Origin of the sequence: Sorangium aterium, assembly GCF_028368935.1 — a bacterium.
GTDB classification, from domain to species: Bacteria; Myxococcota_A; Polyangia; order Polyangiales; family Polyangiaceae; genus Sorangium; species Sorangium atrum.
Genome location: NZ_JAQNDK010000002.1, coordinates 705,264 through 732,096, shown reverse-complemented (window position 1 = coordinate 732,096; position 26,833 = coordinate 705,264). Strand labels below are relative to the sequence as shown.

Annotated in this window: 20 protein-coding genes and 3 pseudogenes; 11 read left to right on the top strand and 12 right to left on the bottom strand. The window is 69.9% G+C overall.

From position 1 onward, the window contains the following. Positions 1–35 precede the first annotated feature (35 nt). Entirely contained in the window at positions 36–698 is a 663-nt protein-coding gene (locus POL72_RS17690) for a glutathione S-transferase family protein (protein ID WP_272096577.1), read from the bottom strand. A 108-nt stretch (positions 699–806) separates the two neighbouring features. On the opposite strand from POL72_RS17690, the gene POL72_RS17685 reads away from it, so the two are divergent. The 3 genes from POL72_RS17685 (at position 807) to POL72_RS17675 (ending at position 5,311) form a co-directional block, all read left to right on the top strand. After that, positions 807–1,697: an AraC family transcriptional regulator gene (locus POL72_RS17685; RefSeq protein ID WP_272096576.1), complete on the top strand. Its 891-nt coding sequence runs from the start codon at positions 807–809 to the stop codon at positions 1,695–1,697. Between the two features lie 281 nt (positions 1,698–1,978). Then, on the top strand, positions 1,979–2,140 hold the full coding sequence (locus POL72_RS17680) for a hypothetical protein (protein ID WP_272096575.1): 162 nt from the start codon (positions 1,979–1,981) through the stop codon (positions 2,138–2,140). 276 nt (positions 2,141–2,416) lie between these two features. After that, positions 2,417–5,311 (top strand): winged helix-turn-helix domain-containing protein, encoded by a 2,895-nt coding sequence (locus POL72_RS17675; protein ID WP_272096574.1) that lies wholly within the window; start codon positions 2,417–2,419, stop codon positions 5,309–5,311. On the opposite strand, the gene POL72_RS17670 is transcribed toward POL72_RS17675, so the two are convergent. After that, complete coding sequence (locus POL72_RS17670) at positions 5,295–6,977, bottom strand: CHAP domain-containing protein (protein WP_272096573.1); 1,683 nt, start codon at positions 6,975–6,977, stop codon at positions 5,295–5,297. The two genes, POL72_RS17675 and POL72_RS17670, sit on opposite strands and share 17 nt — an antisense overlap. A gap of 757 nt (positions 6,978–7,734) precedes the next feature. Next, positions 7,735–8,214: a tellurite resistance TerB family protein gene (locus tag POL72_RS17665; RefSeq protein WP_272096571.1), complete on the bottom strand. Its 480-nt coding sequence runs from the start codon at positions 8,212–8,214 to the stop codon at positions 7,735–7,737. A 368-nt stretch (positions 8,215–8,582) separates the two neighbouring features. Between POL72_RS17665 and POL72_RS17660 the strand changes: the two genes are divergently transcribed. Continuing rightward, on the top strand, positions 8,583–8,735 hold the full coding sequence (locus POL72_RS17660; protein ID WP_272096568.1) for a hypothetical protein: 153 nt from the start codon (positions 8,583–8,585) through the stop codon (positions 8,733–8,735). 147 nt (positions 8,736–8,882) lie between these two features. On the opposite strand, the gene POL72_RS17655 is transcribed toward POL72_RS17660, so the two are convergent. Both POL72_RS17655 and POL72_RS17650 read right to left on the bottom strand, forming a co-directional pair. Continuing rightward, positions 8,883–10,997 (bottom strand): recombinase family protein, encoded by a 2,115-nt coding sequence (locus POL72_RS17655; protein WP_272096567.1) that lies wholly within the window; start codon positions 10,995–10,997, stop codon positions 8,883–8,885. Further along, positions 10,978–11,145, bottom strand: a complete 168-nt coding sequence (locus POL72_RS17650) for a hypothetical protein (RefSeq protein ID WP_272096566.1) — start codon at positions 11,143–11,145, stop codon at positions 10,978–10,980. Before POL72_RS17650 ends, POL72_RS17655 begins: the two co-directional genes overlap by 20 nt. 180 nt (positions 11,146–11,325) lie before the next feature. Between POL72_RS17650 and POL72_RS17645 the strand changes: the two genes are divergently transcribed. Together POL72_RS17645 and POL72_RS50960 are read left to right on the top strand one after the other, a co-directional pair. Then, positions 11,326–11,481 carry a hypothetical protein gene (locus POL72_RS17645; protein WP_272096565.1) on the top strand — a complete coding sequence of 52 codons (156 nt, stop codon included), beginning with the start codon at positions 11,326–11,328 and terminating at the stop codon, positions 11,479–11,481. 76 nt (positions 11,482–11,557) lie between these two features. After that, complete coding sequence (locus POL72_RS50960) at positions 11,558–12,001, top strand: serine hydrolase (RefSeq protein WP_307730598.1); 444 nt, start codon at positions 11,558–11,560, stop codon at positions 11,999–12,001. A 117-nt stretch (positions 12,002–12,118) separates the two neighbouring features. On the opposite strand, the gene POL72_RS17635 is transcribed toward POL72_RS50960, so the two are convergent. Both POL72_RS17635 and POL72_RS17630 read right to left on the bottom strand, forming a co-directional pair. Further along, the gene (locus POL72_RS17635) at positions 12,119–12,526 is read right to left on the bottom strand and encodes a VOC family protein (protein ID WP_272096563.1); all 408 of its coding nucleotides are present in this window, start codon (positions 12,524–12,526) and stop codon (positions 12,119–12,121) included. A 128-nt stretch (positions 12,527–12,654) separates the two neighbouring features. Further along, positions 12,655–13,548: an SDR family oxidoreductase gene (locus POL72_RS17630; protein ID WP_272096562.1), complete on the bottom strand. Its 894-nt coding sequence runs from the start codon at positions 13,546–13,548 to the stop codon at positions 12,655–12,657. Positions 13,549–13,843: 295 nt separating this feature from the next. On the opposite strand from POL72_RS17630, the gene POL72_RS17625 reads away from it, so the two are divergent. The 4 genes from POL72_RS17625 to POL72_RS17610 all read left to right on the top strand — a co-directional run bounded on the left by POL72_RS17625 (position 13,844) and on the right by POL72_RS17610 (position 18,427). Next, the gene (locus POL72_RS17625) at positions 13,844–14,476 is read left to right on the top strand and encodes a TetR/AcrR family transcriptional regulator (protein WP_272096561.1); all 633 of its coding nucleotides are present in this window, start codon (positions 13,844–13,846) and stop codon (positions 14,474–14,476) included. Positions 14,477–15,608: 1,132 nt separating this feature from the next. Beyond that, positions 15,609–16,202 (top strand): hypothetical protein, encoded by a 594-nt coding sequence (locus POL72_RS17620; protein WP_272096560.1) that lies wholly within the window; start codon positions 15,609–15,611, stop codon positions 16,200–16,202. Positions 16,203–16,617: 415 nt separating this feature from the next. Then, positions 16,618–17,814, top strand: a complete 1,197-nt coding sequence (locus POL72_RS17615) for an IS110 family RNA-guided transposase (RefSeq protein ID WP_272096559.1) — start codon at positions 16,618–16,620, stop codon at positions 17,812–17,814. Between the two features lie 463 nt (positions 17,815–18,277). Next, positions 18,278–18,427 carry a hypothetical protein gene (locus POL72_RS17610; RefSeq protein WP_272096558.1) on the top strand — a complete coding sequence of 50 codons (150 nt, stop codon included), beginning with the start codon at positions 18,278–18,280 and terminating at the stop codon, positions 18,425–18,427. Positions 18,428–19,679: 1,252 nt separating this feature from the next. Here the strand turns inward: POL72_RS17610 and POL72_RS17605 are convergent. Further along, complete coding sequence (locus POL72_RS17605; protein WP_272096557.1) at positions 19,680–20,945, bottom strand: hypothetical protein; 1,266 nt, start codon at positions 20,943–20,945, stop codon at positions 19,680–19,682. Positions 20,946–21,365: 420 nt separating this feature from the next. Continuing rightward, complete coding sequence (locus tag POL72_RS17600) at positions 21,366–22,529, bottom strand: hypothetical protein (RefSeq protein WP_272096556.1); 1,164 nt, start codon at positions 22,527–22,529, stop codon at positions 21,366–21,368. Here POL72_RS17600 and POL72_RS17595 point away from each other — a divergent pair. Beyond that, on the top strand, positions 22,512–22,766 hold the full coding sequence (locus POL72_RS17595; protein WP_272096555.1) for a hypothetical protein: 255 nt from the start codon (positions 22,512–22,514) through the stop codon (positions 22,764–22,766). The genes POL72_RS17600 and POL72_RS17595 overlap by 18 nt on opposite strands. A gap of 565 nt (positions 22,767–23,331) precedes the next feature. Here the strand turns inward: POL72_RS17595 and POL72_RS51750 are convergent. The 3 pseudogenes from POL72_RS51750 to POL72_RS17585 all read right to left on the bottom strand — a co-directional run. Next, a pseudogene (locus POL72_RS51750) lies at positions 23,332–23,700 on the bottom strand (hypothetical protein); the annotation flags it as partial. Between the two features lie 779 nt (positions 23,701–24,479). Then, positions 24,480–25,181: pseudogene (locus tag POL72_RS51745) on the bottom strand (serine/threonine-protein kinase); the annotation flags it as partial. A gap of 1,331 nt (positions 25,182–26,512) precedes the next feature. Continuing rightward, positions 26,513–26,725 (bottom strand): annotated as a pseudogene (locus POL72_RS17585) (transposase domain-containing protein); the annotation flags it as partial. Between the last annotated feature and the right edge of the window lie 108 nt (positions 26,726–26,833).

Here is a 26,833-nt window from a genome sequence, read left to right as displayed (position 1 = left end):
GGTTAGGGGTCGTCCGTGGCTGACAGCCCTCTCGGTCATGGAGTGGCCCCGAGCAACGGCGTCATGTCCGGATCCGCCTTCTGCATCGCGCGCCGATACGCGGGGCGCGCGCCGATCCGCTGCAGATAAGCCAGGATGTTCGGCCACGGCGAGAGATCGTACGGCTTGAACAGCCGCATGGTGGTCAGCGAGAACACCGTCATGATGTCCGCTGCCGTCAGCTCCGGACCGGCGAGATAAGGCGCCTCACCCAGGCGCTTCTCCACCGTGGAGAAGATCAGGTTGAACCGATCCTTCGCCGCCTGCAGCGCCGGATTCTTCTCGGACGCATCGACGCGCTCCAGGTACCACACCCGCAAGACGGCCGGCTGCAAGGTCCCGTTGGCGAAGTGGAACCAGTAGAGATAGTCGGCGAATCCAGGCTGGCCGCGCTGCACGGCGAGCCGTCCCTCCCCATGGGTCGCGATCAGATAGTCGGCGATCGCCCCGGATTCGCCGAGCACCAGTTGCCCGTCGGTGATGATCGGCGCCGTCCCCATCGGGTGCAGCGCCTTGTATTCAGGCGGGGCCAGCCTGTTGTCCTTCCGGCGCTCGTACCGTTTCAGCTCATAGTCGAGCCCGAGCTCCTCGCAAAGCCAGACAATCCGCTCCGACTGGGAGCGCCCGAGGTGATGCACGGTCAGCATGTTGTTCGCCATGAGCCCAATGTACGACCGCACGTCGCGAGACGCTTGCCGGTAGCTCTCTGCTTCTTGCTCGATCCTCTCGCCGGAGACACAAACGCGTGACGGTGCTACGCTCGCCGCATGAACCTCGCGGCTCTCGCCGAGCTCGCCGCGCGCCAGCTCCCTCGCCCGAACGGCCGCGCTAGCCAGTACGTGCGACCGCTGAAGAACCTCGGTATCCTCCGGCACCACCAGCCGACCTCGTTCGAAGCCGCGGTCTACGAGCCGGTCATGGGCCTTGTCCTCCAGGGGCGAAAAGAAACGGTGCTGGGAGCCGATTCGTTTCCGATGGGCGTCGGCGAGTGTCTGCTCATCAGCCACGACCTTCCGGTGATCGCGCGCGTCACGAAGGCCCCGTACCTCGTGCTGCTCTTCGATGTCGAGCTGGATACGCTGCGCGACCTGTACGAGGCAATGGCCGACTCGCTCCCCTCCGCCGCACAGCCTCGCTCGCTCGCGGTCCACACCTGCGATGCCAAGCTCGTCGACGCGCTCCATCGCTATCTCGCGCTCGCGGGCGCGCGGACGGATGCAGCGGTGCTTGGTCCGCTCGTCTCGCGCGAGATCCACTACCGGCTCGCGACGGCGTCGTTTGGCGGCATGTTGCGCGACCTCATCCGCCATGACAGCCACGCCAGCGCGATCGCGCGCGCGATCGCACAGCTGCGGCGTGACTTTCGCTCGCCCGTCGAGATCCCCAGGCTCGCGCGCAGCGTCGGGATGAGCGCGTCTTCGTTTCACAAGCACTTCAAGGCGATCACGGCGTTGTCACCGCTCCAGTATCGAAAGGGCCTCCAGCTCCTCGAGGCCCGCCGTCTGTTGCGCGCAGGCACGATCTCGGTCTCCGCGGCGGCGTTCGACGTCGGCTACGAGAGCGCTGCACAGTTCAGCCGCGATTACGCGCGCAAGTTCGGCGTATCGCCGAAGCACGACCTCCCGGCAGGATTGCTGCCCCGGGGTGCTAGCCGGTGAGAGACGCGCCCTCGGGCGCCACCTCCGGCGCGGCGACGTGCTCGAGCTCGGTCGCTGTGTCGCTGGGCGACGCGCGAGCACGATGCCACCCTCGCCAGGCGACGGCGGAGCTCCGGTGCTGCGCGCGCTCGTGTCCGTGGGGATCTTTCAGCGTCTGCCGGACGGTCGCTTCGCGAACAACCGCCTCTCGCGCGCCCTGAAGGGAGGGCGGCTCGATCGGATGCGCGAGTGGGTCACCTACGCTGGTGGAGATACTCGCCCCCCGTCACGACAATGACAACGTGGCTGCGTTCGTCGACGTGCACATGATGATGGTCCGTTCGAACGGTCGAGAGCGCTCCGTCGAGGAGCTGCATGCTCTGTTGCGCGCTACCGGGTTCGCACCAGCGCGACTGTTCCCCCACCCCACCACCAACGTGATCGAAGGCGTGGCGGTCGAGTAGCCGAGGCCAAGACGCCTGGAAACCTTCGTTTGCATGCGTGCGTTCTTTGACGAATCGCGTTCCGCGGTTCGAGGGGTTCGTGTCGTGCAAACCCAGGCTCCGGCTGGACGCGAGCGGCTGCCGACGCACAGCGACTGGGCCGCGGCGCACCGCGAAGCAGGGACGGGGTGAAAGGATCAAGCGTGACCCGCTAGCGGCGGCCCCGCGCGGTAGCCGTGCGCCCTGCCCCGCTCCGGGGGTGCGCTCTGGCGCACGCCCGCATAGGATGATCCGATCATGGCCACGACGACCGTGACGTCGCCCGCCGCCCGGCTCCACGATCGCTCGCCCGAGCCGCGGGGCCCGGCGCTCTTCGTCGGGCGCGCCCGCGAGCTCGAGACGATCCATCGGTCCTTCGAGGAAGGAGCGCGGCTCATCAGCGTGCTCGGGCCCGGTGGGATGGGAAAGACCTGCCTTGCCCGGCAGTTCGCCAGGTCGACCTGCGTCCTTCCCTCCGGGCTCCTCGACCTGTCGAGCGCTGCCTCGCTCGACGAGCTCCTGGCCTGCGTCGCGGATGGGCTCGGGATCGAGCTCCCGCGGAACGCCGGCGAGGGCGAGGTGTGCCGACGCCTCGCGGCGGCGCTGCGTGCGCTCGGCCCCTGCCTCGTGATCCTCGACAACTTCGAGCGGCTCGTGCGGTTCGCCGCGGACACGGTCGAGCGCTGGCTCGCCGAGGCGCCGGAGGTGAGCTTCCTGGTCACGTCGCGCGAGCCGCTCGGGCTCGGCGAGGAGGTCCGCCTCCTCCTCGGTCCGTGGAGCGTGGAGGAGGGCGTCGCGTTCTTCGCCGCGCGCGCGCGTGCGCTGCTCGCGGGAGGAGAGCTCGCCGACAGCGACCGCGCGATCGTCGCGCAGCTCGTCGAGCGGGTCGACGGCATTCCCCTGGCCCTGGAGCTCGCCGCGGCCCGCCTCCCGGTCCTGAGCCCGGCGGAGATCCTGGACCGCGTACGCCGCCGCTTCGAGCTCCTGCGCTGCGGGCGGCGGGACGTGCCCCGGCGGCACGCGACGCTCCACGCGGCGCTCGACTGGTCGTGGGACCTGCTCGACGAGGGCCAGCGGCTCGCCTTCCTCCAGTGCTCGGTCTTCTCCTCGCGCTTCTCGCTCGAGGCAGCGGAGGCCGTCCTCGACCTCGGCGACGGGCAGGCCCCGCTCGACGTCCTCCAGTCGCTGGTCGAGAAGTCGCTCGTGGTGCGGGCGAGCGCTCCGGGCGAGCCAGCCCGCTTCACCCTGTTCGAGACCATGCGCGAGTACGCGGCCGCGAAGCTCGCCGACTCGCCGGCGCGCGCGCGCGCCCTGGCCCGCCACGCCGGCTACTTCGCGGGGTTCGCCGACGCCTGCGCCGCGGATGCGTGGGGCGAGCGGGCCCGCGCGAGCGTCGAGGCGCTCGCCGGCGAGCTCCCGAACCTGCTCGACGTGGTCCGCCGCGCCGAAGGCCACCCGGACGAGGCCGCGCGCATCGCCGTTGCGCTCGAGCCGCTGCTCTACACGCGAGGCCCCTTCGGGCGATCGTTGGGGCTCCTGGACACCGTCGTCCACGCGCTCGACCGCGTGAAGGACCCCGCCCTCGCGGCGCAAACGCTCGTGGTGAGGGCCGCCATCCGCCGGGTGTCGGGCCGCGTCGCCGACGCCGAGGAGGACCTCGGGCGCGCCGCGGCCCTGCTCGGCGCGCGCGGCACGCCCGCGCTGGAAGCGCGCATCTTCCACCTGCGCGGGAACCTCGCGCGCGACCAGCTGAGGGTCGGAGACGCGCTCGAGCTGTTCACCGCCGCGATCGCCCGGGCGCGCGAGGCGCGCGACGCCCGCACCCTCGCGCACGCGCTCACCGACCGGGCCACCGTCCGGTACGACACCCTCGTCGAGGACCCGGGCGCGGCCGAGGCGCTGGCCATCGCCGTCGCCGCAAAGGACCTCCGCATGACCGCGACGGTCTCGGTCAATCGCGCGCTCATGCCTTGGGTATTCGGCGCCGTCGCCGAGGCGTGCGCCCACGTCGAGCGCGCGCTGCCGACGCTGCGGGAGGTCGCCGACCGCGAGCTCGAGGGCGTGGCGCGGATCGTCCTCGGCAGCGGCCTCGCGTGCGCCGGCGACCTTCCGCGCGCCGAGGCCGAGCTCAGGGAGGCCGGGCGCATCGCGCACACGCTCGGGCGCCACTTCTTCCTCCCGATGGCGCTCTCGTTCCTGGGGCTCATCCTGCTCTGGGGCCCGGGGCGGCGGGGCGAGGCGCGCGCCGCCCTCGCGGAGGCGCTGTCGCTCGGCCCCGCGGGCGGGCCGGCGATCATCGCGCGGGTGGGGCTCGGCACCCTCGCCGCGGACGACGACGATCTCGCGCAGGCCGAGGCCGAGCTCGAGCTCGGGCGCCGCGAGCTCGGGACGTACCCGGAGCCGAATGTGGCCTTCTGCGTCGAGGTCCTGGAAGGGCTCATCGCGCTCGCGCGGGCGCGGCAGCGCGCGTCGGCCGGTGATGTGACGTCCGCGGGCGAGCTCCGTCGCGTGGTGTCCCGCCGGGTCGAAGCCTGGCTGGAGCCCTGGGCGGGCCCCGGCCGCCCCGCGAGGCTCCGTGGCGATCCGCGCCTCGGCGCCCTCGGCGCGCTCCTCACCGGGCCGATCGTGCTCCGCGCGCTCGCCGAGGCCGACGCGGGGCACCCGCGGGCGCGCGGGGACGTGGATCCTCCGGCGCCGCCGGCCGGGCCCGCGCCGCCGGAGACGCCGCTGCCCGCCGCGGACCTGACGGTCGGACCGGGAGGGCGGTGGTTCCGGGCGGGGGCGGCGGAGGAAGTCGACCTGTCCACGCGGCAGGTGTTCCGCCGCCTGCTGGGCGCGCTGCTCGAGCACCATCGCGCGGGGCACGAGGACGCGCTGACCGTCGAGACGCTCATCGCGGCCGCCTGGCCGGGGGAGCGGATCTCCGGGAGCGCGGCGAGGAACCGGCTGCACAACGCCGTCGCCACGCTCCGGAGCCTCGGACTCAGGGCCCTCGTGGTCACCGATCAAGGTGGGTATCGGCTGCGGCGCGGGGCGAACGTCGTCTGCGCGCCCGACCCGGATCCACACGACGGCGCGCGCCAGGATCGCTCCCCGGTCGCGGCGAGCGGCGGCGCCGGGGCGCCGCGTGCTCCCGTCACCAGGCGCCGGTGACGGGTGTGTACCCGGCGCCCCCGTACCAGACCGTCCGCTCGACGCCGCCGCTGCCGTTGACGTCGAGGTACCAGGCCCCGGCGCGGAACACGCCGACGTGGGTGCGCCCGGTGCCCGTCCAGTCGCCCACGACCGGGATGTCGCCGCGCGCCCCGAGCGGGAACATGCGGTCGGCCGCGTCGAGGCCGTTGCCGTTCATGTCCAGGTACCAGAACAGCATGTCGTTCGACTCCACGCGCGCGACGCCGAGGTACGACCGCCCGCTCCCGTCCCAGCTCCCGACGACCGGCATGTCCCCGGGCGCGCCCCACCACGTCACCTTGTCCGAGGCGTCGTACCCGTTGCCGTTGGTGTCGAGGACCCACATGCCGCGGCGGAACACGCCCACGCGCGACTGCCCGCTGCCGGTCCAGTCGCCCACGACCGGGATGTCCCCGCGCAGCCCGAACTGGAGTGTGCGGTCGGCCCCGTCGGGCCCGTTGCCGTTCACGTCGAGGTGCCAGTACATCATGCCGTTCGACTCGACGCGCGCGACGCCGAGGTGCGCTTGCCCCGATCCCTCCCAGCTCCCGACGACGGGGATGTCCCCCGGCGCGCCCCACCAGACCTGCCGGTCCGAGGTCTCGTATCCCTCACCGTTCACGTCGAGCAACCAGACGCCGTCGCGGAACACCCCCACCCGCGCCGGAGCCGGCGGGCGCGACGAGCACACGGCGGCCTGCGCGTAATAGCCGTCGATCCAGTCCTGGTCCGACGTGCAGCCGCCGCTCGGGACGCCGCACGCGGTGCGCTCGGCCATGCTCGCGTAATTGCACGCGTTGTTGACGGCCGTGTGGCACGGGCAGCGCTGCGGGACCGGCGTGCACAGGTCGTTGGTGCCGGACGGCATCACCTGGCAGCCGCCCGGGCACGGCGCCGAGCTCGCGATGGCGCCGCCGGAGCATTGGTAGAGCGTGTTCGGGTCTCCGTTCACGCGGTCGTTGCCGCAGTAATACCCGTTCTGAAGCGTCGCGCAGCTCGCCCCGCCGCCACCGCCACCGCCACCGCCACCGCCACCGGTGTTCTTGTCGGCGTGGATGAAGCAACGCGCTTTGCTGATCGAATAGGTGTTCGTCCCGTCGACAGAGGAGTTTTGCTCCACCACGTCCACCGTCCCACCGCTGACCGTGTTGACGACGGCGACATGCCCGTAAGCGCCGCCGTCCAGAACGATGAGGTCCCCATGGACCGGCGTATAACCGTCGCCCTTCCAGTGCACGCGCGTGCCCGCGACGGCGTGGTCGCACATCTCACGGGCCGCCCCCACGGGCCATTTGTCTGCTGTCTCGAATTTCTTGGCGAAATAACGCTGCGCGAGCTCGACGCACTGCCAGTGATCGCCGTAGGTGTCGCCTTTCACGCCGTCGCAAGGGGTCCCGCAACATTGCTGGTTGCCGTTGGATTTGGCGGGCTGGTCGTCGATCCACGCCATGATCGTCCCGCACGCCTGGGCGCCCGGGCAGGGCTGGCAGTCCTCGAGAGCGCCCACGGCGGCGCCCGTGCGCTCCTCGTCCGGCGCATCGGCCTCCGCGGGGCGGTCTCCGGCGCTCGAACAACCGACGCTCTGCAGGGCGATCGCCAGCCCGGGAATCATGATGGCCGCGAGATACAGCGATGTCGTCTTCATGGTTCGTTCTCCGTAGGAAAGTGCCCAGACCTCTCGCCAAGAGCCGACGTGAGGCGGGCCTCCTGGGACAAGGTCACGTCCCCTCATCGAGCGGACGTTCGCCCTGCCACGGTCTTTCGTTCAGCAGGCAAAGGAGCGCCTCCCGGGATCTCCAGCCACCAACCAGGGCGCGGCGAGAGGCGACGGCGTTGCGCGGGCGGTAACGTGCTTCAGCACGCCACCGCCCGCGCGCCCTCATGCTCGCGTGACGCTGGCCGGCCCGGCCCGTTCTCGTTCGGCGCTCCGACCGGTGACAAACAAGTAGTCGACGCCACGTGCCCCGGCAACCCAGAGGGCTCCACGCTTTCCTGATTTAAGCAGCGCCGCGCGTGTTTAAGAGGGAATGCCGAGGTTTAAGTGGCGCGCGGCGCGGGCGCGCCGCAGGCTCGTAGGTTCGCCGGGCACGAGCGCGGGCGCGCTGCACCGCCGGCGGTCCCCGCTGGTGACGCGGCGCCGTGCGCCTCGGTGGTTGAACGGCTCGAACGACGGCTCGCAGCAGGCCTCGGCGAGGTCACACGCCGGACCGACGCCCTCGCAGGTGGCCACCTCCATCCCGTCGACGCGGATCCTGGAGCGAGCGGCGGCGACGAGCGGCTCCCGCCACCTGGGCCCCAGTGAACGCCCTCGGCTACCTACGCGTCATGTTCACGGTGGAGGACATCGACGATACGCTCGCGCGGCTCCAAAGGCGCGGCGCGCTTGATGGGTGGGCCGTCGATCAGAAGGGTATCTGGTTGGGGTAGATCAGCTTGATCCGGGCCTCTCTTGCGTTGGTCTCTGCGGCGATCGCGTCGCGGATCGCGATCACCTGGTCTTCCGCGACATCCAGCTTGGCCGCCATTCTGAGCACTGTCTTCCACTCGCCGTCCGTAAGCTCGCCGTCGGCCAGGCAAGCGCACAGGGCGTCGTGCACCAGGCACAGGCGATTACTGTTCAGCGCGGGGTGGCTCGTCACGAGCGCAACGATGTCCTCGTTGGCAGGATAGTGCTTGAGCTCCTCGACCAGGCTCGCATCATAGCCCTTGGCGGCGCTGTACCCCAACACCCAGTCGCGCTCTGCTTCGGACAGCGTGCCGTCGCCGTTTGCACAGCAGAGCAGCGCACGTCCATGCGCCGCTTGCCCGTCGGGCGGGGGTATGGTCCTGAACCCATAGTACCTCTTGTAGAACCACCTCGCTGCAAGTTGCCCAGAGTCCATGGAAATCGCCTTTCCCTTCAGGAGTCCTCACGCAGGATTACCGGGCGTGACGTTAATCCATGGTGCGCGCGAAGGAAAGCATGGATGCAGGGCCTCGGGGGTGAGCCCCCGACGTTCTCGGGTGTCGAAGCACGCCAACGTGGAGGCGCTGTACGGGGCCATCGACGACGGCACCATCGCCGTCCGGATACCCAAGCACGCGAAGAAGGAGCTCGAAGCCTACCTCGACTGCGGGCTGCTCCGGCGTGCTGACCCGCATCTTCGTCGAGAGCGCGCCGCGCGCCGAGGCGCGTGTGGCGCGGTCAAGAGCGGCGCGATGACGGTCGTGCAATGCACGTCCGGCGATATGCGGCTCAATCCGCATCTACATGTGGTCTTCCTCGACGGCGCTCATCACGAAGACGCAGGACGGCCTGGTGCCGCTCTCGCTCGAGCACGCCTTCGCGGTCGACAAACCGCGCCGAGCTCTTGCGCCGCACATGTGCGATCGAGATCTACTGGCCATGGTGCACCCCAAGTGACGGGCCTGTTAACTCCTGCTGTTGAGCCCGGCCGCATCCATCGCGACGGGCCAGCAGCAACGGTGGCACTTTAGCACCGCCTGACGTCAGAACGGCGCGCTCCTCGTGCAAGAGCACGCCGTCCCGCCGTCGCCGCGGCTCGCTGGGTCAGGCAGCCTGCGGCCGCCGCGGCCAGCGCTTGCGCGATGGCCTGCGCCGCGCTGCCAGCCGCTCGAGTTCCTCGTCGTCGGCCCAGATGATCCATGCCCCTACCGGACGAGGAATCGGCACCCAGCGTGCCCGAATCCAGCCGCGCTTGCGCCAGCAGTGCAGGGTCACGCGCGGCATGTGAAGCCGAGCGGCGAGCGCTTGCATCGTCCACTCGTTCGTCTTCAGCTTGACCCTCTCCATGATCGATCGCTGGGGAGGCGTCGTGCCGTGCGACGGGAGCAGGCCCCTGACCATGCTCCTGCTGAAGGTCTCGCACTGCTTCGCGGGGCGCCACCCCTCCGCGTTGAGCGAGTCGGCGATCTGCTGTAGCGACTCCCCATCGCGCTGCAACTGCGCTGCACGTCGCGTCAGGTCGTCATGATAGCTCAGCTGCGACAACTTGGCGACGGGTCGCGTCAGCGTCGTTGTGGTCTCATGGCCACCCGCCCAGCGCAAGGTCAGCTCGACTCGCTCACTTTCGCCTTCGACGGTCACACGCGCCTCGTCCAGGAGCTGGCGGACCACGTCCTTGCGTTGCTCGTTGGTCGTCGTGGGGCTGTTCCAGAGCTTCGGCAGCTCCGTCGCCAGTGCGCGGATCGCCGAGCGCTCCGCGTCGGTCAGCGTGACGGGGCGCGTCGCGCAGACGCGATGGTACTGTTCCCTCAGCTTCTGCTCGGCGCCGAGTCGCTCCTCGAGCGCTCGTTCGAGCGTGCGCGCGACGAGGCGGTTCTCGGGCTCGACTGCGTCGTACTGGCGGCGCGCGCGTTCGACGTCGTAGTGAGCGCGCTCTAGCCGCTGCTGCCACAGCTTCTCTTCGCGGGCGCGCTCCTGCTCCAGATCCGACGCCACCGCCAAGCTCAGCTCCAGCGCCGAGGGCGCGAGGGCGCGGAGCACCAGCGCCTCGACGACCTCATCGACTGGACGCGCTGCGAGCGACTGGCACAGGGGCGTTGCAAAGTGCCTTGCGTCATACACGCAGGCGTACCGCGCGTAGCCGCCATTGTAGGACACCTGCATGCGGTGACCACAGCGACCGCAGAGCACGAGACCAGCCAGAAGCGTCGCCCCCTCGCGCGGGACGCCGCGCGTGGCGTTGTCGTTGAGCTCCAGCTGGCGCTGGTTCTGCTCGTATTGCTCCCACGAGATATAGGCCGGGATCTTGTCGCGCAGACATACGGCCCACGCCTGTGCGTCCCTGCGCCGGGTTGCGGGGTGACCCGGCAGCTTGGCGCGCGGCTCCTTCGAGCGCCGCCCATAGACGTAGGCACCCGCATAAGCCGGGTTGATGAACACCTGCTGCAACGTGCTGCGGCTAGGACGAGACCAGCGGAGCTCTCCTTTGTCCGGACCCGACATGATCCGGACTGGCAGCTTCAGGTCGTGCTCGAGCAGGTAGCAGAGCACGCCTTGGATGGTGCCGCGGCGCTGGAATTGCTCGAAGAGCAGCTCGATGACGTGGCGTGCCTGCTCGTCGGGATCCTTGACGACCTCGCCTGAAGCGCGGGTGACGTAGCCGATCGGCCGGAGCATCCCGAGCTCACCGCGCTGAGCCTTGGCGAGCTTGGCAGAATGCATTCGCTGCTTGATGAGGTAGAGTTCGGCCTCGCTGATCGTGCCCTTGAGCCCGAGTAGGAGCCGGTCGTTGTAGATGGCCGGGTCGTAGATGCCGTCGAAGTCGCCCAGCAGCGTCCCGAAGAGCGCGCAGGCATCGATCAGCTGGTACCAATCGCTGCAACTGCGCGCCAGGCGCGACATCTGGAAGCCGACGATGATACCGACGTGACCCAGACCGACTTCGGCGACCAGGCGCTGAAAGCCGAGACGCCCCTCGGAGGTCGTCGCCGTATGCGCCTGGTCCTCGTCGATGACGAGCACGCGCTCGCGCGACCAGCCAAGACCCACCGCGTGCTCGGTGAGGCTGTATTGCACGCGCGTCGACTCCGGGTTCTTGATGAGCTGGATGGCGTGCGACTGCCGGACGTACACAATCGCGAGCCGATCGAGATGGCGCGGTGTGATCTTGGACGAGGTAACGGGGCCCCCGTCGCGCCGCTCAGCGCTGCCGGCGTTCATCCTTCACCTCCGCGGCGTGCGGGGGCGCGCGCAGCGCTTGGACCACCATCGCGTCGAGAAGCGCGAGGAGCCTGCTTCGACGGGTCGGCGAGAGGCTGTCCCAGCTCGGCGGAGGGGGCAGCGGCGGGTTCGGACGGGTTGTTCCCATCCCGCAGTCTCAACCCGCGCGTCAGTTCCAACAGGCGAGCCACCGCGACGATGGGCGCGGCGAGCGTCGACGGACAAGGAGGAGACTCGGGAGGACGAGGATGGGTAACAGGCGGCGGCGGTACCGGCTGGTTACGGACGTGGGATCGATGTCCTCAAGTGCCCAGCTTGCAAGGGGCGGGTGAAGCTCGTCGCCCTGGTGACCGAGCCAAGGAACATCACCCGCTTTCTCTCCGCGCTCGGCGAGCCGACCGATGTTCCAGCACGCTCTCCCAGCGCCGACGCGGCAACCGCCGTACTGGAAGAGCACCGTTCTGCGCCGCAAGGCGCCCGGTGACGCCGCATAGCGTCTCGCGACGCGCCTCCCGGGCCAGACCAACGCCCGGGCGGACTCGTGTGCCCACGGCACGCCGATGCGCCCCGTAGCGCGCTCGGCGCCGCCCGGACCACGCTCTTTCGACCCAGGACCGAGCCATCACGACGCTCGCGGTCCCACCCTTTCAATTTGCTGCGCTACACTTCTTCGCGCTGCGATCCGGCTTCTTTTACCTACGCGCTCGCGCTGCGATCCGGCTTCTTTTACCTACGCGCCTTCGCGCGCGCGCCTCGTGGGGTGGATGGTCCGGTCGACCACCGGCCTCGCCCGTCTCCGGGCGGGCCTGCCGAAAGACTGGGTCGTCGGCGACAAGACCGGGACGGGCGAGAACGGCGCCGCGAACGACGTCGCCGTCGCATGGCCTCCGTCGCGCGCGCCGATCGTCATCGCGAGCTTCATCAAGGCGCCGTCGGCGAGCGCCGACGCGCGGAACGCCGCGCACGCCGAGGTCGGCCGGATCGTCACCGAGGCCTTCGGCTGAGGGCCGGCGGGGGGGCCGGCGCGGCGTGAAGGACCTCGACCTGGAGCGCCACGAGCTCCTCGTTCGCGACGTCAAGGGCGGGAAGGATCCACACCGTGAAGTACGCGGGGGTCCATTTCACTTCTTGTTAGCGTCCCATTTCGAATCCATGTCTTCCCGCGTGTTGATCTCGAACTGAACGCCGCCCGGCGTCCGTCCGAAGAAACGCGAGCCGCGTCCCACTCGGTTGAACACTTCGGTTTCGAGCTTCACGCCAACGCGCTTCAATTCCTCGTGGAGAGCGTCGACTTCGCGCTTGGTCTCGAGCTCGAACCCGAAGTGGAAGTCCCTGTGCCAAGGGACCGCGTCCTTCATGGCTTCCAGTACGATGTCGGTCCCCCCGTGCTTCAGGAGAGCGTTTCCGGTGGCGGTGTCGACGAACTCGATCGTCGCGCCGAAATGCTCCTCGAAGAACTTCGCCTCCGTCGTGACGTCCACGGTGGGGAAGCTCATGTGGTTAAATTTCATCCTGAACTGGAGATTCATCGTGTCCTCCGCAGGCGCGAAACGTCTTCGGCCTGAAGTCGAGCCTTTCGCGTCACAAGATCAGAGTGCGACTGATTCGTCATGTTGCATCGAACGAGGTCGTCGATCATCACGTTCGTCATGAGCCCTCACGCGAAGTAGTGAGGCCGGTCGAGATCCGCGATCAGGCCCGGCAGCGTCGGTCGCCACTGCAGCTGTTCCTGCGTCTGCTTGCTCGATGCCGTCACGTTCATCGCGACGAAATGCGCGAAGAACGAGGTGAAGTGAGCGGCGGCCTCGTCCTGGCTCCTGGAGACGACGGGCACCTTCAAGCGTCGGCCGATAACCTCCGCGATCTGTCGGAACGGCACGCCCTCCTCCGCGACCGCGTGGTAGTAGACCCCCCGCGTCGCCCGCTCGGCCGCGAGGCGGTAGACCTTCGCCGCGTCGAACCGATGCACGGCCGGCCATCGATTGAGCCCCTCGCCGATGTAGGCTGAGGCCCCTTGGTCGCGGGCGATCTTGATCAACATCGGAACGAAGCCGTGGTCACCTTCGCCGTGCGTCGACGGCGGGAGGCGGACGACGGAGACGTTCACCCCACGGTCGATCAGCGCGCGCACCGCCTCTTCGGTCGCTGCGCGCGGATTGGGGCTCGGCGAGAGTGGCATGGTCTGTTCAGTGACGACGCTTCCAGGGGGAAGCACGCCGATCGCCGACGTGACGATCAGCGGTCGCTCCGAGCGAGCGAGCGCCGACCCGAGCGCATCGATCACCTTCCGATCGGCCTCGCAGCTCGCCTTGAACTTCGAGAAGTCATGATTGAATCCGGTGTGGATGATGGCGTCGGCCTCGGAGGCGCCGCGCTCCAGGCTCTCAACCCTCTCGAGGTCCCCGCGGTACACGACGGCGCCGGTGTCGGCGATGACCTTCGCCGCGGAGTCCGAACGAGCAAGCCCCACGACGTCGTGGCCAGCCGAAATGAACTCGCGAACGACCGCGGACCCGACGAATCCAGAGGCTCCTGTAATGAAGACGCGCATGATTCCTTCTCCTTGTTTGTGCTTCAGTTTCCCGGTTCATCCGAGTTCGACGGCATCCCACGCGTCCACGCCGGGCGCGGGCTTCGCGACGCGAATTGCAGTTGGTGCCACGTCGGGTACGGCGGCGGCATCGCGCTCGATGTAGTCGGCGCGAAGACGCCGGAGCGCAGCATCGATCGCAGGGGCGCGAGCGGGGTGGTCATGTAGGTCTCCGATTGGGGTCAGCGCGTCCTTGCGCCTGAGTAGAAATACGACTAATCAGTCAGGTTCGCGATTCGCATTGGGTCCGCCCGCCATGCCCGACCGACGAAGCCCCCAAATTTCCTCGAGAAAACAGCCCAAGCAGGCTCGCTCGACCGGACTCGTCGCCGCGGTTCTGGAGGCCGCAGTTCAGGTTCTGGCGAAGGAAGGGGCGCAGCGCTTCACCATGGCGCGGGTGGCCGAGAAGGCTGGCGTCAGCGTCGGGTCGCTCTATCAGTACTTCCCGAACAAGGCGGCGCTCCTGTTCCGGCTCCAGAGCGACGAATGGCGGGACACGACCGAGCTGCTGCGCGTCATCCTCGAGGACGTCGAGAGACCTCCGCTTGAACGACTGCGCACCCTGGTCCACGCCTTCATCCGCTCCGAATGTGAGGAGGCCGAGGCGCGCGTGGCCCTCAATGACGCCGCCCCGCTCTATCGCGATGCGCCCGAGGCACAGGAGGCGAGGGCGTCGGGAGACCGCACGATCCAGGTCTTCATGCAGGAGGCGCTACCCAACGTATCCGAAGCGACGCGTGCTTTGGCCGGCGACCTGATCACATCGACGCTGAGCGCGGTGGGGAAGCACTTCTCGGAAAGTCCTCGAACCCCCGCAGAGATCGAGGCCTACGCCAACGCCATGGCCGACATGTTTTGCGCCTACCTGAGAGGCATCGAGACTGGCTGAGGTCGCCGCCCTCGTCGGCTGGAGGAGCTCCGGGACGGAGCGCTCACTCACGTCGTCGTCCAGACCTTGGCACGCTCGAGGCGGAGAGGTGGGGCGAAGCGAGCGCGCTCGGCCGCAGCTGCGCCCGACGCCCACCTCGGCGCATCGCGATCCTGCCGTGACCACCGCCTCGCACCTCGCCCGGGCCGACCGGGACCTCGCGGCCGGCGAAGCGGCGGCGGCTTCGAGGTAAGCTTCCGCGGTCGGCAGCGTATTCATGAAGCAGACGCGTTCTTCCTCGCTGAACCTCATGAACACCACGCCTTCTTCTTCTCTTCGGCGCCTCCGCGCCAGGCTCTTCTCTGCCGCCGCCGTGGCGGCGCTCCTCGCGGCTGCGCCCGAAGCCCGCGCGCAGCTCTGCTGGGGCACCAACTGCCCTCCACCCAGGCCCGCGCAGGGCAGCGCCGGGGGCAACGCGGGTGGCAACGCCGGCGCCGGCGCGCAGGGCCAGGCCAGCGGCCACGCCCAGGGCCAGATCCCGCCACCGCCGCCGCCGCAGCCGCCGCCGTCGCCTCCCCTCCAGCCCGCGCCGACCCCGGCCCCGACCGCCGAGGCGCTTTCCCACGTCGCCGCCTACCTCGAGAGCACCGAACAGGTTGAAATTTGCCTGAATTCAATGAGTTGCGAAGCCCGGCCGTTCTGCCGGAAAACAAGCTCCAAGGGCAAGGAATGCGGGAAAGAGAAAAACCGCAAGGGCGCGAGGGGCTCAAGGGACCAGAGGCGAGATAGCCTTTGTCTTCCCCTTGCGCCCCTCGCGCCCTTGCGGTTTCTCTTCCCTTCTGTTGATTTCTTCGGGACTCCAACGTGATCGGTGCTCTCGTGGCGGCGGCATCATCAGGCGCTGGCGTGCCGCTGTCACTACCCGCGCCGTGGCGCTCGTCCGCCGTAAGTACAACTGTAGTACTAAAGCCCCGTTGTCCCAGCCCCGCCTCGGCGCCAGCGCAGGCGGGCCCACGCTGTGCTGCCCACGAACGTCGCGGCCCCCTCATGGACGCCATGCTCGGCGCACGGTAGGCTCGGCGGCGTGTCAGGACCGCGTTGGGCTCGCCGCGCGAGGAGGGCTGCGCAGGCCGTCGTCGCGGCGACGGGGCTCGTGCTGCTCGCGCTGCGCTACGTGATCCCTGCCCTGATGATGGAGGCGCATCCCCCCGGGTCGACGGCGTCGCCCTACGGATATGTCGAGTACGTGCCGCCGGACCCGGGGCCGCGCCCGCGCCCGCTCCTGCTCGTGCTGCACGGCGGGAGCAGCCGCGGTGACGGCAGTCACCCGCGCTCCATCATCCACCGCCTGCCGCCGCTGCGTTATGTGGCGCGTGCGCGCCTGCTCGGCTCGTCGTCTCCGCTCGTCGACGCGGGCGTGCTGATCGCGGCGCCGCAATCGCCCGGCGAATGGGACGCGGCCAAGATCGACGCCCTCCTCGACTACCTGCTCGCTACACACGACATCGATCGCGACCGCGTCTATCTCACCGGTCCGAGCATGGGTGGCTGCGGAACCTGGCGCTACGCCGCCGTCCATCCGGAGCGGCTGGCGGCGGCGCATAGCTATCCCAATTGCTACTGTTTCCGGCGACCGCTCGTCATCCACCGGTTTCTCTGGCGGGACGATTCCGCGGGGGCGAACCGTCGCGATCCGTCGGATGCCCCGGGATTTTGGGAGGGCGTGATGACGGATCGCAGCCCCTAGATGGGATGAGGCAGCCCACGGGGCGCCTGGACCCATGATGCCAACTGCACCGACCCGAGCCTCTGCACGACGCGTTCGCGCGGCGGGGCCTGCGAAGACAGCCCGCAGTACCGTGGAGGTCGGCCCATCGGCAGCAGCAAAGCGTGCTGGAGTGCTCGGAGGCGTCAAGGGTTCGCGAGCGGAGCTCGCCGGCTCCGCCGCCCTTGACTCCCCCTGCGCGCTCCAGCCGGACAAAGCTGCGGGCGATGGGCGGACGGAGGCCTCCGGCGGGGGCTCCAGGCTCCGGAGAGGAGCGCGCAAGAAAGAGCCGCTCGGAGCAGCGAGCAATGTGGCTGACCTCTCGCCTGCAGGGTTGCCTGCGGGCACCCCCACGCGTTCGAAGACGCAGACGACGGGGGTCCAGGAGAGGTCAGCCATGCGAAGTGTAGCGCTGGATCTGGGGGTCCATGAGATCTCCTTCTGCGAGGTGGCGGGCGGGGCCGTGGTGTTGCGACGCACGGTCCGCTCGCTCGATTCGCTCGAGGATCTCCTCGGCCCGTCGTCCTCGCCGGCCCGGGTGGCGATCGAGGCCTGCCGCGAGGCCTGGGCGGTGCACGACACGCTGCGCAACTGGGGTCACGACGTGCTGGTCGTCGACACCACGCGAGCTCGTCAGCTCGGCATCGGCCAGCACGGCCGCAAGAATGACCGCCTTGATGCCGAGGCGTTAGCGCACGCCGTCGAGCGCGGGGGTATTCCACTCGCTCACGTGCTGTCGCCTCACCGGCGGGCCATTCGCCACCAGCTGGCTGTCCGGCGCGCGTTGGTCGAGACGCGGGCCCAGTACGTCACCACCGTGCGCGGCATCCTGCGCGCTTGCGGACACAAGCTCGCGAGGTGCACCACCGAGGGATTCCTCACGGTGCTGAGCGCGGCAGCCTTGCCGGCCGAGACTCGCCAGCTCGTTGGACCCCTGGTGACAGCGCTGGAGATGCTCACCCCTCAGATCGCGCTGGCCGATGCCGCGCTCGAGCAGCTGTGCACCCACGAGCCGGTGATCGTGCGGCTGACCACGGCACCCGGCGTGGGGCTGGTCATCGCCGCCGCATTCGTCTCGGTGGTGGACGAAGCCAAGCGCTTTCACCACGCCCACCAGCTCGCCTCCTACCTGGGCTTGGTCCCCTCGGAGGACACCTCCGGGGGACGCAACAAGCAGCGGCTGGGCGCGATCACCAAGCAAGGCAACGCCTATCTGCGCGTGCTGCTGACGCAGGCTGCGCACACGATCCTGCGGCACAAGAGCGGCGACGACCCGCTGCGCCAATGGGCAAACGCCATCGACGAGCGCCGGGGTCGCCACGTCGCGGTCGTGGCGCTGGCGCGGCGGTTGTCGGGTGTGCTGTGGGCCATGTGGCGCGACGGCACGGTCTACGATGCGCAGAGCGCAGCAGTCGCTTCGGCCAAGGGCCTGCGGCAGCAAGCACAGTCAATCGAGCAGCAGGCGCAAAGCATGAAGGAGGCCTCGGTCAAGGCGCGCCGCCGGCAGCGCTCGATCGACAAGGGACTCGGCGCCACTCGGGCAACGGCTCGCTCGAGGCCGGTCTCGACCTCAAGGAGGGCCTCGATGCACTGACTTTCCCCCGACGGGAACGTGCGCCACGAGCGCGTCACGCTGGGAGCGCGAAAGAGGGCCACGTGGATGAGCGCGGACGCCTTCCGGGTGATCGGCCTGTGGGTCGAACATGCCGTCCCCTAGAATGCGCCTCCACGGTCCCGTTTCGGACCCCCGTGTGCATCCAGGCCACCAGGGCGACCGCCGGCCTGTGAATGCGGATCGTCGATCGAGCCACAGCTCGCTCCTGCGGACGCGACGAGGCGCTCAAGCATAAGCGGAACGACGCCCGACCAGGGCGAAGGGAGACATCCATGCCGAAGCGACCTGCACTGACGACGCTGAGCGCCGCCGCTGCCGAGCCGAAGCCCGCCAGCCGCGCAAAGAGAGCGCTCAAGCCCTTGACCTCAGGGCTGCCTCATCGTCGGAAGGCGTGGGCCCAACCCGGGCCCAAGCGTCAAGCCTCCGGCCTGGGGAGCTCGCCGTGACCGGGCCGTCGCCTCGGGAAGCCGTGGTCGCCTCGCTCGCCAGCGCCCTGAGCCGCGCCGTCGCCCTCGGGGATGAGATGGCGGCCCGGGTCGTTCACGAGGCGATCGGTCGGCTGCTCGAGCTGCCGGTGGCGCCGGAGGGGTGAGCAAGCATGGGCCGAACGTCGAGCCCGCCGCTCGGGTCGACTCGTTGCCGGAGCTTTGCCGCTCGCCAGCGCCCGCGGGCTCTCCTGAGATCGCCCGTGCGCAGTGGTTGCGTGCCGAACCGCCCCGGCGGCCTCCGGCAAAGTGTTGTCGGCAACCAGCAGGCCTGTGCCGGGGAGGCAAGCGCGAGGGCGTGCGCCGGCGCTCCCCGTGGCCACGCCGAGCATGTTGTTCAGCCTTGCGAGCCCCGTCGACGTCAGGAACCAACGCTGCGTGCGGCCTGGTCCCTTCACGCAATCGACGTGCGGAGAGCTCTTCCGCAACGTATCGGAACACTTCCGCGGCGCCGCCGTCGGAAGGCGGGTAGCTAGCTCCGCGCCAACGCGGCTCGTTGGGACGGCAGTCGCCGCGCCCACCACGCCAAATTGGACACGCTGACCCCGTAGCGCCGCGCGATCTCGGCCTGCGTCGCGCCGCCCTCTACCTCCGCCACCAACTGCTCCCAGAATTGCTGCTCTCGGTGCTGACCCATGCTCGCCTCCGGCCAGCCAGGGTTCCCGGGATCACGCCGACGCCCAAGGCGTCGCCAACTGGACGGTTACGCGTCGGCGGGCGTTGAGGAGCCCGGCAGGGGAGCTGTAGCCGCAGTAGAGCGCTCCCTCGCGCGTCCCTCTGGAGCGAGCGCCCGGCTCTCCCTTTTCGAGCGCCAGCCGGAAGAGCCGCGCGGCGTCGAGTCGATGGACGGCGGCGAGCCGACCGATGTTTCAGCACGCTGTCCCAACCGGGGGCCACCGTACTGGAAAAGCACCGTTCTGCGCCGCAAGGCGCTCGGTGACGCCGCATAGCGTCTCGCGACGCGCCTCCCGGGCCAGACCAACGCCCGCACGGACACGTGTGCCCACGGCACGCCGATGCGCCCCGTAGCGCGCTCGGCGCCGCCCGGACCACGCTCTTTCGACCCAGGACCGAGCCATCACGACGCTCGCGGTCCCACCCTTTCGGTTTGCTGCGCTACACTTCCTCGCGCTGCGATCCGGCTTGATTTGCCTACGCGCCGAACCACACGTACTGCCGGTTGTTTGCTTGGTGCCATGCCTCTCTCATCTCTGGAATCGCCGCAACCCGCGCCCGATAGTGCGCATCGATGGCCGCCTTCCCTTCCGGTGTGACGCGACGGCGCGCTGGTCGCACGCGGCGAAGCCGGTGATACGAGCAGAGGCCTCGTCGGCGCGGCCCAACCGCGGCGCTGCGATCTCAGTATCGGACCTTGAACGTGATGCTCAGCGGGAAGCTCGAGCCGCCGACGTCGGCGCCCCACCCACCCGAGACCGTCAGGCCCGTGAAGGGAACGGCCGCGGTTTTGCCGGCGTCGATCGCGAGGACGGCAGTGTTGCCGAACCGATCCGTGTGCCGAAGATTGAGGTTGTAACCGCTGGTGTTCTCCACCCACGCGACCGCCGCCTCCGTGCCGTTGAGCGCCGGATTGGGGACGTTGTTGTTCTCGTAGCGAAACGGCGTCTGCGGATTCGCTGGCGCCAGCGACACGTAGACGGTGTTGCTCGACGAGTACGGGTACTGCTCGCAGGTGTTGCTCGCGCCGCAGAAGAGCGTGCTGTGGTTGCATCCGCCGTTGCAGCACTGCTCGTTGTAGTCGCCGCAGGGCGGCGGAGGCGGCGGAGGCGGCGTAGTGTAGCACACGTCGGCCCAGAAGTCGTAGTACGACATCGCCTCGTCGCACTGCCTGCGGCAAGCGTGCTGGTTGTTCCCACCGCAGCTGGTGTCGTAGTCCGCGACGCGCACGTCGCGCCAGGCGGTCATACCCGGCCTGAAGAGGATGAGCCCGTAGACGGTGCCCTGGCCGTAGTTGGCATAGTGGAAGGTCGGGAACGCGGCGCCGTAGCCGTTGCGGACCGCGTAGTCGTTCGCGCCGCGGAACATCTGCCCGTAGTCGTTCACGTTGGGATAGCCGAGCTCGCAGGCGGGCAGGTCACGGAACTCGACGGCTCCCGCCTGGAAGAACACGATGCCCTTGACGGGCACGCCGTTGTACGTGGCGTAGTGGAACGTCGGCATGCCCGCGGCGTAGCCGTGCGAGATGGCATAGCTGTGCGCCGCGCGCATCATCGAGGGGATGTCGTTGACGCTCGGATTGCCGAGCGCGGAGCTCGGGACGTCCTCCCAGCCGGCGTATGCCGCTTCCGTGATGAGGAAGGTGCCGCGGACGGGCCCCTGATCGTAGGTCGCCTGGTGGTAGTTCCAGAAGCCCATCGGGTAACCCTCCCGCAGCGCATAGTCGTGCGCCTGGCTGTGGGCCGTCGACGGGGTGCTGGCCCAGGGCGTGGGCGAAGCAGGGTTGGAGTAGGTCTGGCTGCACGCCGGGGGCGGCGGCGGGGGCGGCGGCGGACCATCATCGGGGGGCGGCGGCGGCTCGCAGGTCTCGCACTGGGCAAACTGCTGGGCCTCCGAGACCCGTCCGTCGTCGTCCACGGAGTCGGCCGGAGCGCAGGCGGTGAAGGCCAAGCTGCTAAGAACCGTGAGTGAAACAAAAGAAATGAAGTTCCTCGACATGACTTCTCCAGTTGCCCGCAACGATCCGGCAGGCAGTTCCGGCTTGGCAACCATCATGCCGTGTCGAAAAAAGCACGTACTCTTCGGTTCAGTCCCTCAGCGCGCGTCGCAATCGGGTAGGTATCGCGCGACTTGAGCAAGAGTTGCACAAGCCGAGAAACTGAGGGGGGCCGGGACCCAGCTCAACGCGAGCTCTTCATGTCGCGGTACAGCTTCGTGCGGCTCACGCCGGTTTGCTGCGCTACACTTCCTCGCGCTGCGCTCCGGCTTGATTTGCCTACGCGCTGGGCGCATCGCTTGCCGAGTGGCCTGTTGACCGGCACTGCGTGGGAGAACGGCGCGGTCGCGCTGTACCACACGGCGCGCTCCGATTCAGGAAGGAGGCGTGGAGCCGAGCCGATCGCGGGCGAGCGCGAGGGTGCGAGCGTTCTCGGGGACGCGCTCGCGGAAGCTCCGGCGCAAGCGGGGATCGCGGATGCGGGCGGCGCGCGCGAGCAGGAAGCGAGCGGCGACGTCCAGCGCCGCGCGCGCTTCCTCCGCCTCGCCGGCAGCGTCGAGGGCGAGGACCAGCACGAGGCGCAGCCGCGATTCCCGCTCGCCCATGCCGCCGCCCTCCGCGTCGAGCAGGCGCGCGCCCTCGCGGGCCGCAGCGACCGCCTCGGCCGCCCTCCCGGCGCGGAGCAGCACGTCGGCCTGGGCGCCGAGAGCCTCCATCCGCAGCGCTCGGAAGTCGCCGAGCAGGCCGAGCGCCGTGCTCAGCTCGGCGAGGGCACGTTCGAGATCGCCGGCCGCAGCGAGGGTCTCGGCGAGCAACTGACGCAGGGGCCCCTCGATCCCAGGCCCGTCCCGGCCTACCATCTCGGCCAGCGCGCGCTCGGCGAGCGCCCGGGCCTCGGCGAGATCGCCGCGCTGGCAAAGGACGCGCCCCAAGTACCGGCGCACGTAAGCCCCGATCAGATCCATCCCCATCCGCGCCGCGCGCGAGAGGGCGTCGCGGAGCAGCAGCTCGGCCTCGGCGTCCTCGCCGAGCTCGATCAGCGCGAGCGCCGCGTTCGCGCGGTTGTTGAGGGCGCTGCGCCAGTCGCCGATCGCCTCGTAGTGCCCAGCCGCACCGGAGAAGGCTTCGTAGGCCTCGGCCAGGTCGCCGTCGTACATGCGCCGCATGCCGCGCGCGTACTCGAGGTGCGCGGCGAGCTGGGGCGCGCCGCCGGCGAGCGGCACGATGTGCAGGTGCGCGTGATCGAGCGCGGAGTCGACCACGTCCGGGCGGCCCGCCTTGAGCATCTGGGTGGCGCCGCGGAGGAGCGCGCGCGCCAGCGCCTCGGCCGCCTCGCGGTCCACGGGCGCGCGGCGCCCGAGCCGATCGAGCCAGGCGATCAGGTCGCTGAAGCGGCCAGCGAGGCTGCGGACCTGGATCAGCACCCCGGCGGCGTGCAGCCAGAGCACCGTCCCCTCGGCGAGGAGCTCGACGGCCTCGAGCGCGCGCACCTCGGCGGCGGCGAGCTCGTCCCGCACCTCGTGGACCTCGGCCTGCACGCAGCGCAGCGCCCCGAGATCCTCGCCGGCAGCGCCGCACGCGACGCCCCGCTCGGCGCGCAGGAGGGCCGTGGCGTGGTCGCCCGCGCGGAAGGCCTGCTCGGCCGCGAGGCGATAACAGCGAGCCGCCTCGGCGAGGAGCTCGCCCCGCTCGTAGTGCTCCGCCAGGACAAGGGCGTCGCGCTCCCCGGCCGAGAGCAGCCAGGCGGTGGCCGAGCGCGCGATCTGCGGGCGTGAGCGAGGCGTAGGCGGCCTCGCGGAAGAGCGCGTGGCCGAAGGCGAAGTGGGCCTCGCCCTGGCCGTGGCCCAGGCGAAGGACGACCTCGCGCTCGCAGAGCTCGTCGAGGCGGGCGGCGACGTCCTCGACGCGCGCGCCGAGCAGCGCGGCCACCGCCGGGATCCGGAACTCCAGGCCGAAGACGCTCGCGGCGCGCAGGGCGCGGCGGGCCTCGTCGCCGAAGGCCGAGAGCCGCGCCTGCACCATGGCGAGCACCGTCTCCGGCAGGACGTCGCCCCGGCCGCTCAGCTCGGCCCGGACGAGCTCCTCCAGGTAGAGCACGTTGCCCGCCGCCCGCACCACGATACGGGCGACGGCCTCGTCCGAGATCCCGCCGCCGGCCACCGCGCGCACCAGCCGCTCGCCGGCCCGCCGCGGCAGCTCCCCGAGGCGCACCTCCACGAGGGCCCGCTCGGACCACAGGCGCGGGTACCGCTCGGCGATCTCGGGCCGGGCGAGCGCGAGGACCACGAGCGGGCGATCGGAAAGGCCGCGGAGGATGGCGTCGACGAGCTTCACGCTCGGCAGGTCGCCCCAGTGCAGGTCCTCGAGGACGAGCAGCACCAGCGCCGCCTCGGTCTCGGCCGCGAGCAGATCCCGGAAGGCGCGCGTCACCTGGTCGTTCATGAGCTGCGGATCGCCGCGCGCCGCGGCGAGCTCCACGCTCGGCGGGAAGGGCACGTCCGTCACCTCGCCGAGGAACTCCGCGACGCGGCGCGCGTCCCCGGGCGCGATCCTCCGGGACACGCGGGCGAGGAGCCGGCGCCGGCGCGCCTCGAGCGGCTCCTCGCGCGAGAGCTCCGCAACGTTCCGGATGGCGTCGGCGAGCATCGCCAAGGGCGCGCCGGCGCGCATGGGATCGCCGCGGCCGAGCCAGATCTCGTGCGGTTCGCCGCGGGCGTGGAGCCGCCGCGAGAGCTCGCGGCGGAGGCGCGACTTGCCCGCCCCAGGGGGGGGGCCGTCACGAGCACGGCGCGCACCGTCTCCTCGGAACGCGCCTCGGCGACGATGGCCTCGAGCATTGCGAGCTCCCGCTCGCGGCCGACGAAGGGGGTGGCCCGGCCGAGCACCGTGCGCGCGGTGTCGACCGGCGCGCGCTCGTCATGGAGCTCGATCGCGAGCGGACCGGGGCGGGTATCGAAATGGCCGGCGAGGAGCGCCGCCGTGGGATCGTCGAGGAGCACCGGGAGGAGCGCGCCGGCCTCCCCCGTCCGGGCGCGGGTGAGGAGGCGCGCGGCCCGATCGATGACCTCCCCGGTCGGGCTCCGGTCGCCGACCGCGCACTGGCCGGTGCACAGGACGATGCGCGACAGAGGCAGCGCTGCCCGCAGCGAGAGGGCGAAGCGGGCGGCGCGGGCGGCTTGATCCGTGGCCGCGCTGCTCCGCGCGAGGGTGCTGACCAGCGCGCCGCCCGCGACCGGGTGGAGCCGCACCCCGTGCGCTTCGGCCAGGGCCGCGAGGGGCGCGGCCTCCCGGGGCTCGCTCGACATGGGGACCGTCGGCGCGCTCACGTCGGCGGTGGGCGCCGTTCGCGGCTCGACGAGCAGCACGCAGACCACCCGCTGCTCCCCGTGGGTGAGGGCCGCGCCCGGCGCCGTCCGCGCCGGCGCGGCCTCGACATCGGCGAGCGCGGCGAGCGCCTCGGCCACCTCCCGTCCGTCGCGCGGGCGCTCGGCGGCGTCCTTGGCGAGCATGCGCGCCACGAGATCATCGAGCGCCGGCGGGATCCCCGGGGCGATGGCCGCCACGCGGGGCGCCTGCTCGACCAGGATGCGGGCCAGGATCGAGAGGCCGAGATCGCCGGGGAACGGCGGGCGCCCGGTGAGGCACTCGAAGAGGACGCAGCCGAGCGCGAAGACGTCGACCCGCGGGCAGAGGGCGCGCTCGCCACGCACCTGCTCGGGCGCCATGTACCCGAGCGTGCCCAGCGCGACGCCGGTGCGAGTCATCCGCTGCGGGTCCGTGGTGACGAGCGCGATGCCGAAGTCGATGACCTTCACCTCCTCGGAGCGACCGCTGACCAGGAAGAGGTTGCCCGGCTTGACGTCCCTGTGCACGACGCCGCGGGCGTGCGCGATGCCCAGCGCCCCGGCGGCGCGGCACGCGAGGCGCACGCTCCCCGCCACGCCGAGCGCCGGCCCGCGCCTGAGCCGGGAGGCGAGGTCCTCGCCGTCGAGCCACTCCATAACCAAATACGGCTCCCCGGCGGCCGTCTCGCCGTGGTCGACGTAGCGGACGATGCGCGGGTCGAGCAGCTCGGCCAAGAGCGCGGCCTCGCGCCGGAAGCGCGGCGCGTCGACATGATCGGCGTTGAGCACCTTCTCCGCCACCGGCTTGCCCGTGTGCCGATCGAGGGCGCGGTAGACCCGTGCCATCCCGCCCTGTGCCGCGGCGTGTTCGCTGAAGTACCGCTGCGCCAACAGGTCGCCGGCGATGCGGATAGGAAACGATAGAGCTCTCGCCCGTGTCAAGCCCCGCGGGAACGGCGCCGGGCGAGCCGTCTATCGCGCATCAAACACCCGCTCGCCCCGTCGCAGGGCCCGCGCGCCGTGCATTGGGTGCAGCTCTGGCTCGACGACCGCGACGTGCGTTCGCCATGACGGGCTCGGGCCGGGTGCCCACCTACGCCGCGTCGAACCCGAACGCCATCGGTTCCCACGTTGATTGGTGTTAGGCGTTCAGTACGCCCGCCAAAAGGTGCATACGTTCGGCGTCGCTACGCCATATGACGGACTGGGCCTGGACTAAGACTCCGCTGGCGCTCCGAATGTTTAATTTGCTCCCGCCCAAAGCCTCCACATCCTGGTTTACCATGAGGCCACGCCACTCGGGAATGTTCGATTCCTGGATGGTATAAGTGAGTGCCCCGTTATCGATCGACCAGACGCCATGGTTTACAAAAACCTGATCTTTCCGTCCTTCTCATGAGTCCCATGGGCCCTAAACGTCCCGTCGCCAAGAAGCTCCGAGATATGTTTAAATGTTTCACTGGGTCTCCCATCGACGGCGCTCCAATTTCCAATCATGCCCTTGATGAGGTCCGTGTCGCTCTGCTTTGCTTTGATCGACATACGTTCCCTTTCTTGTTCGGATGCGACCACTGCACTAGGACGTCTCCGGACGACCTCAGTAGACTCTATGCCGACGCATTCCGTTTGCAAATACTATTTACCGTCAATTCCGCCATTGATTGTGAGAATGTCCCAGACGCAAGTGCGGACGTCGATTGCTAAGGGGGGGTATCCCGTTCGCTGTTGAAGCTGAGCGGAATCTTGAGTTCAATCGGGCAATCTTCCGTGTGGCGTCAACTCCGCTGCTCAGCTCGGCGTCCTCAGCTCGGCGTCGTGCCCGCAGGCTGTAGAGTGAACGCGGCCCCCTAGATGGAATGAGGCAGCCCTCGGGGCGCCTGGACCCATGATGCCGACCGCACCGACCCGAGCCTCTGCTCGACGCGTTCGCGCGGCGGGGCCTGCGAAGACAGCCCGCAGCACCGTGGAGGTCGGCCCATCGGCAGCCGAGGGTGCTGGAGTGCTCGGAGTAACCACCCGGCCATCGCCATGTGCACGGCCCCTTGCGGCTCTCGCCGGGGTCGACGATGCTGGGCGCGGGGCGGTGTCGGCCTACGACTCGGCACGGGCACAGGCGGTCCTGAAGGGGGATCGGCGAGGCGGCCTCCGCCTGCGCCGCCGACCGACGCTCGCGTTGTTCAGATCGCGTCGGCGTCGCCGGTGCTCGGAGCGGCGCGCGACGAGTGCGCCCAGGCGTCGGGCAACAGCTCGTCCAACCGGTCGCGCGGCCAGCCCGCCTGCAACTTGCCGATGACGTCTGTCGCCCAGGCGAGCGGGTTGACTCCGTGCATCCGACACGAGCCGAAGATCGTGTAGCCGATGGCCAAGCGCTGAGCGCCCTTGTCGGAGCCCGGCGGATAGGAAACGATAGAGCTCTCGCCTGTGTCAAGCCCCGCGGGAACGGCGCCGGGCGAGCCGTCTATCGCGCATCAAACACCCGCTCGCCCCGTCGCAGGGCC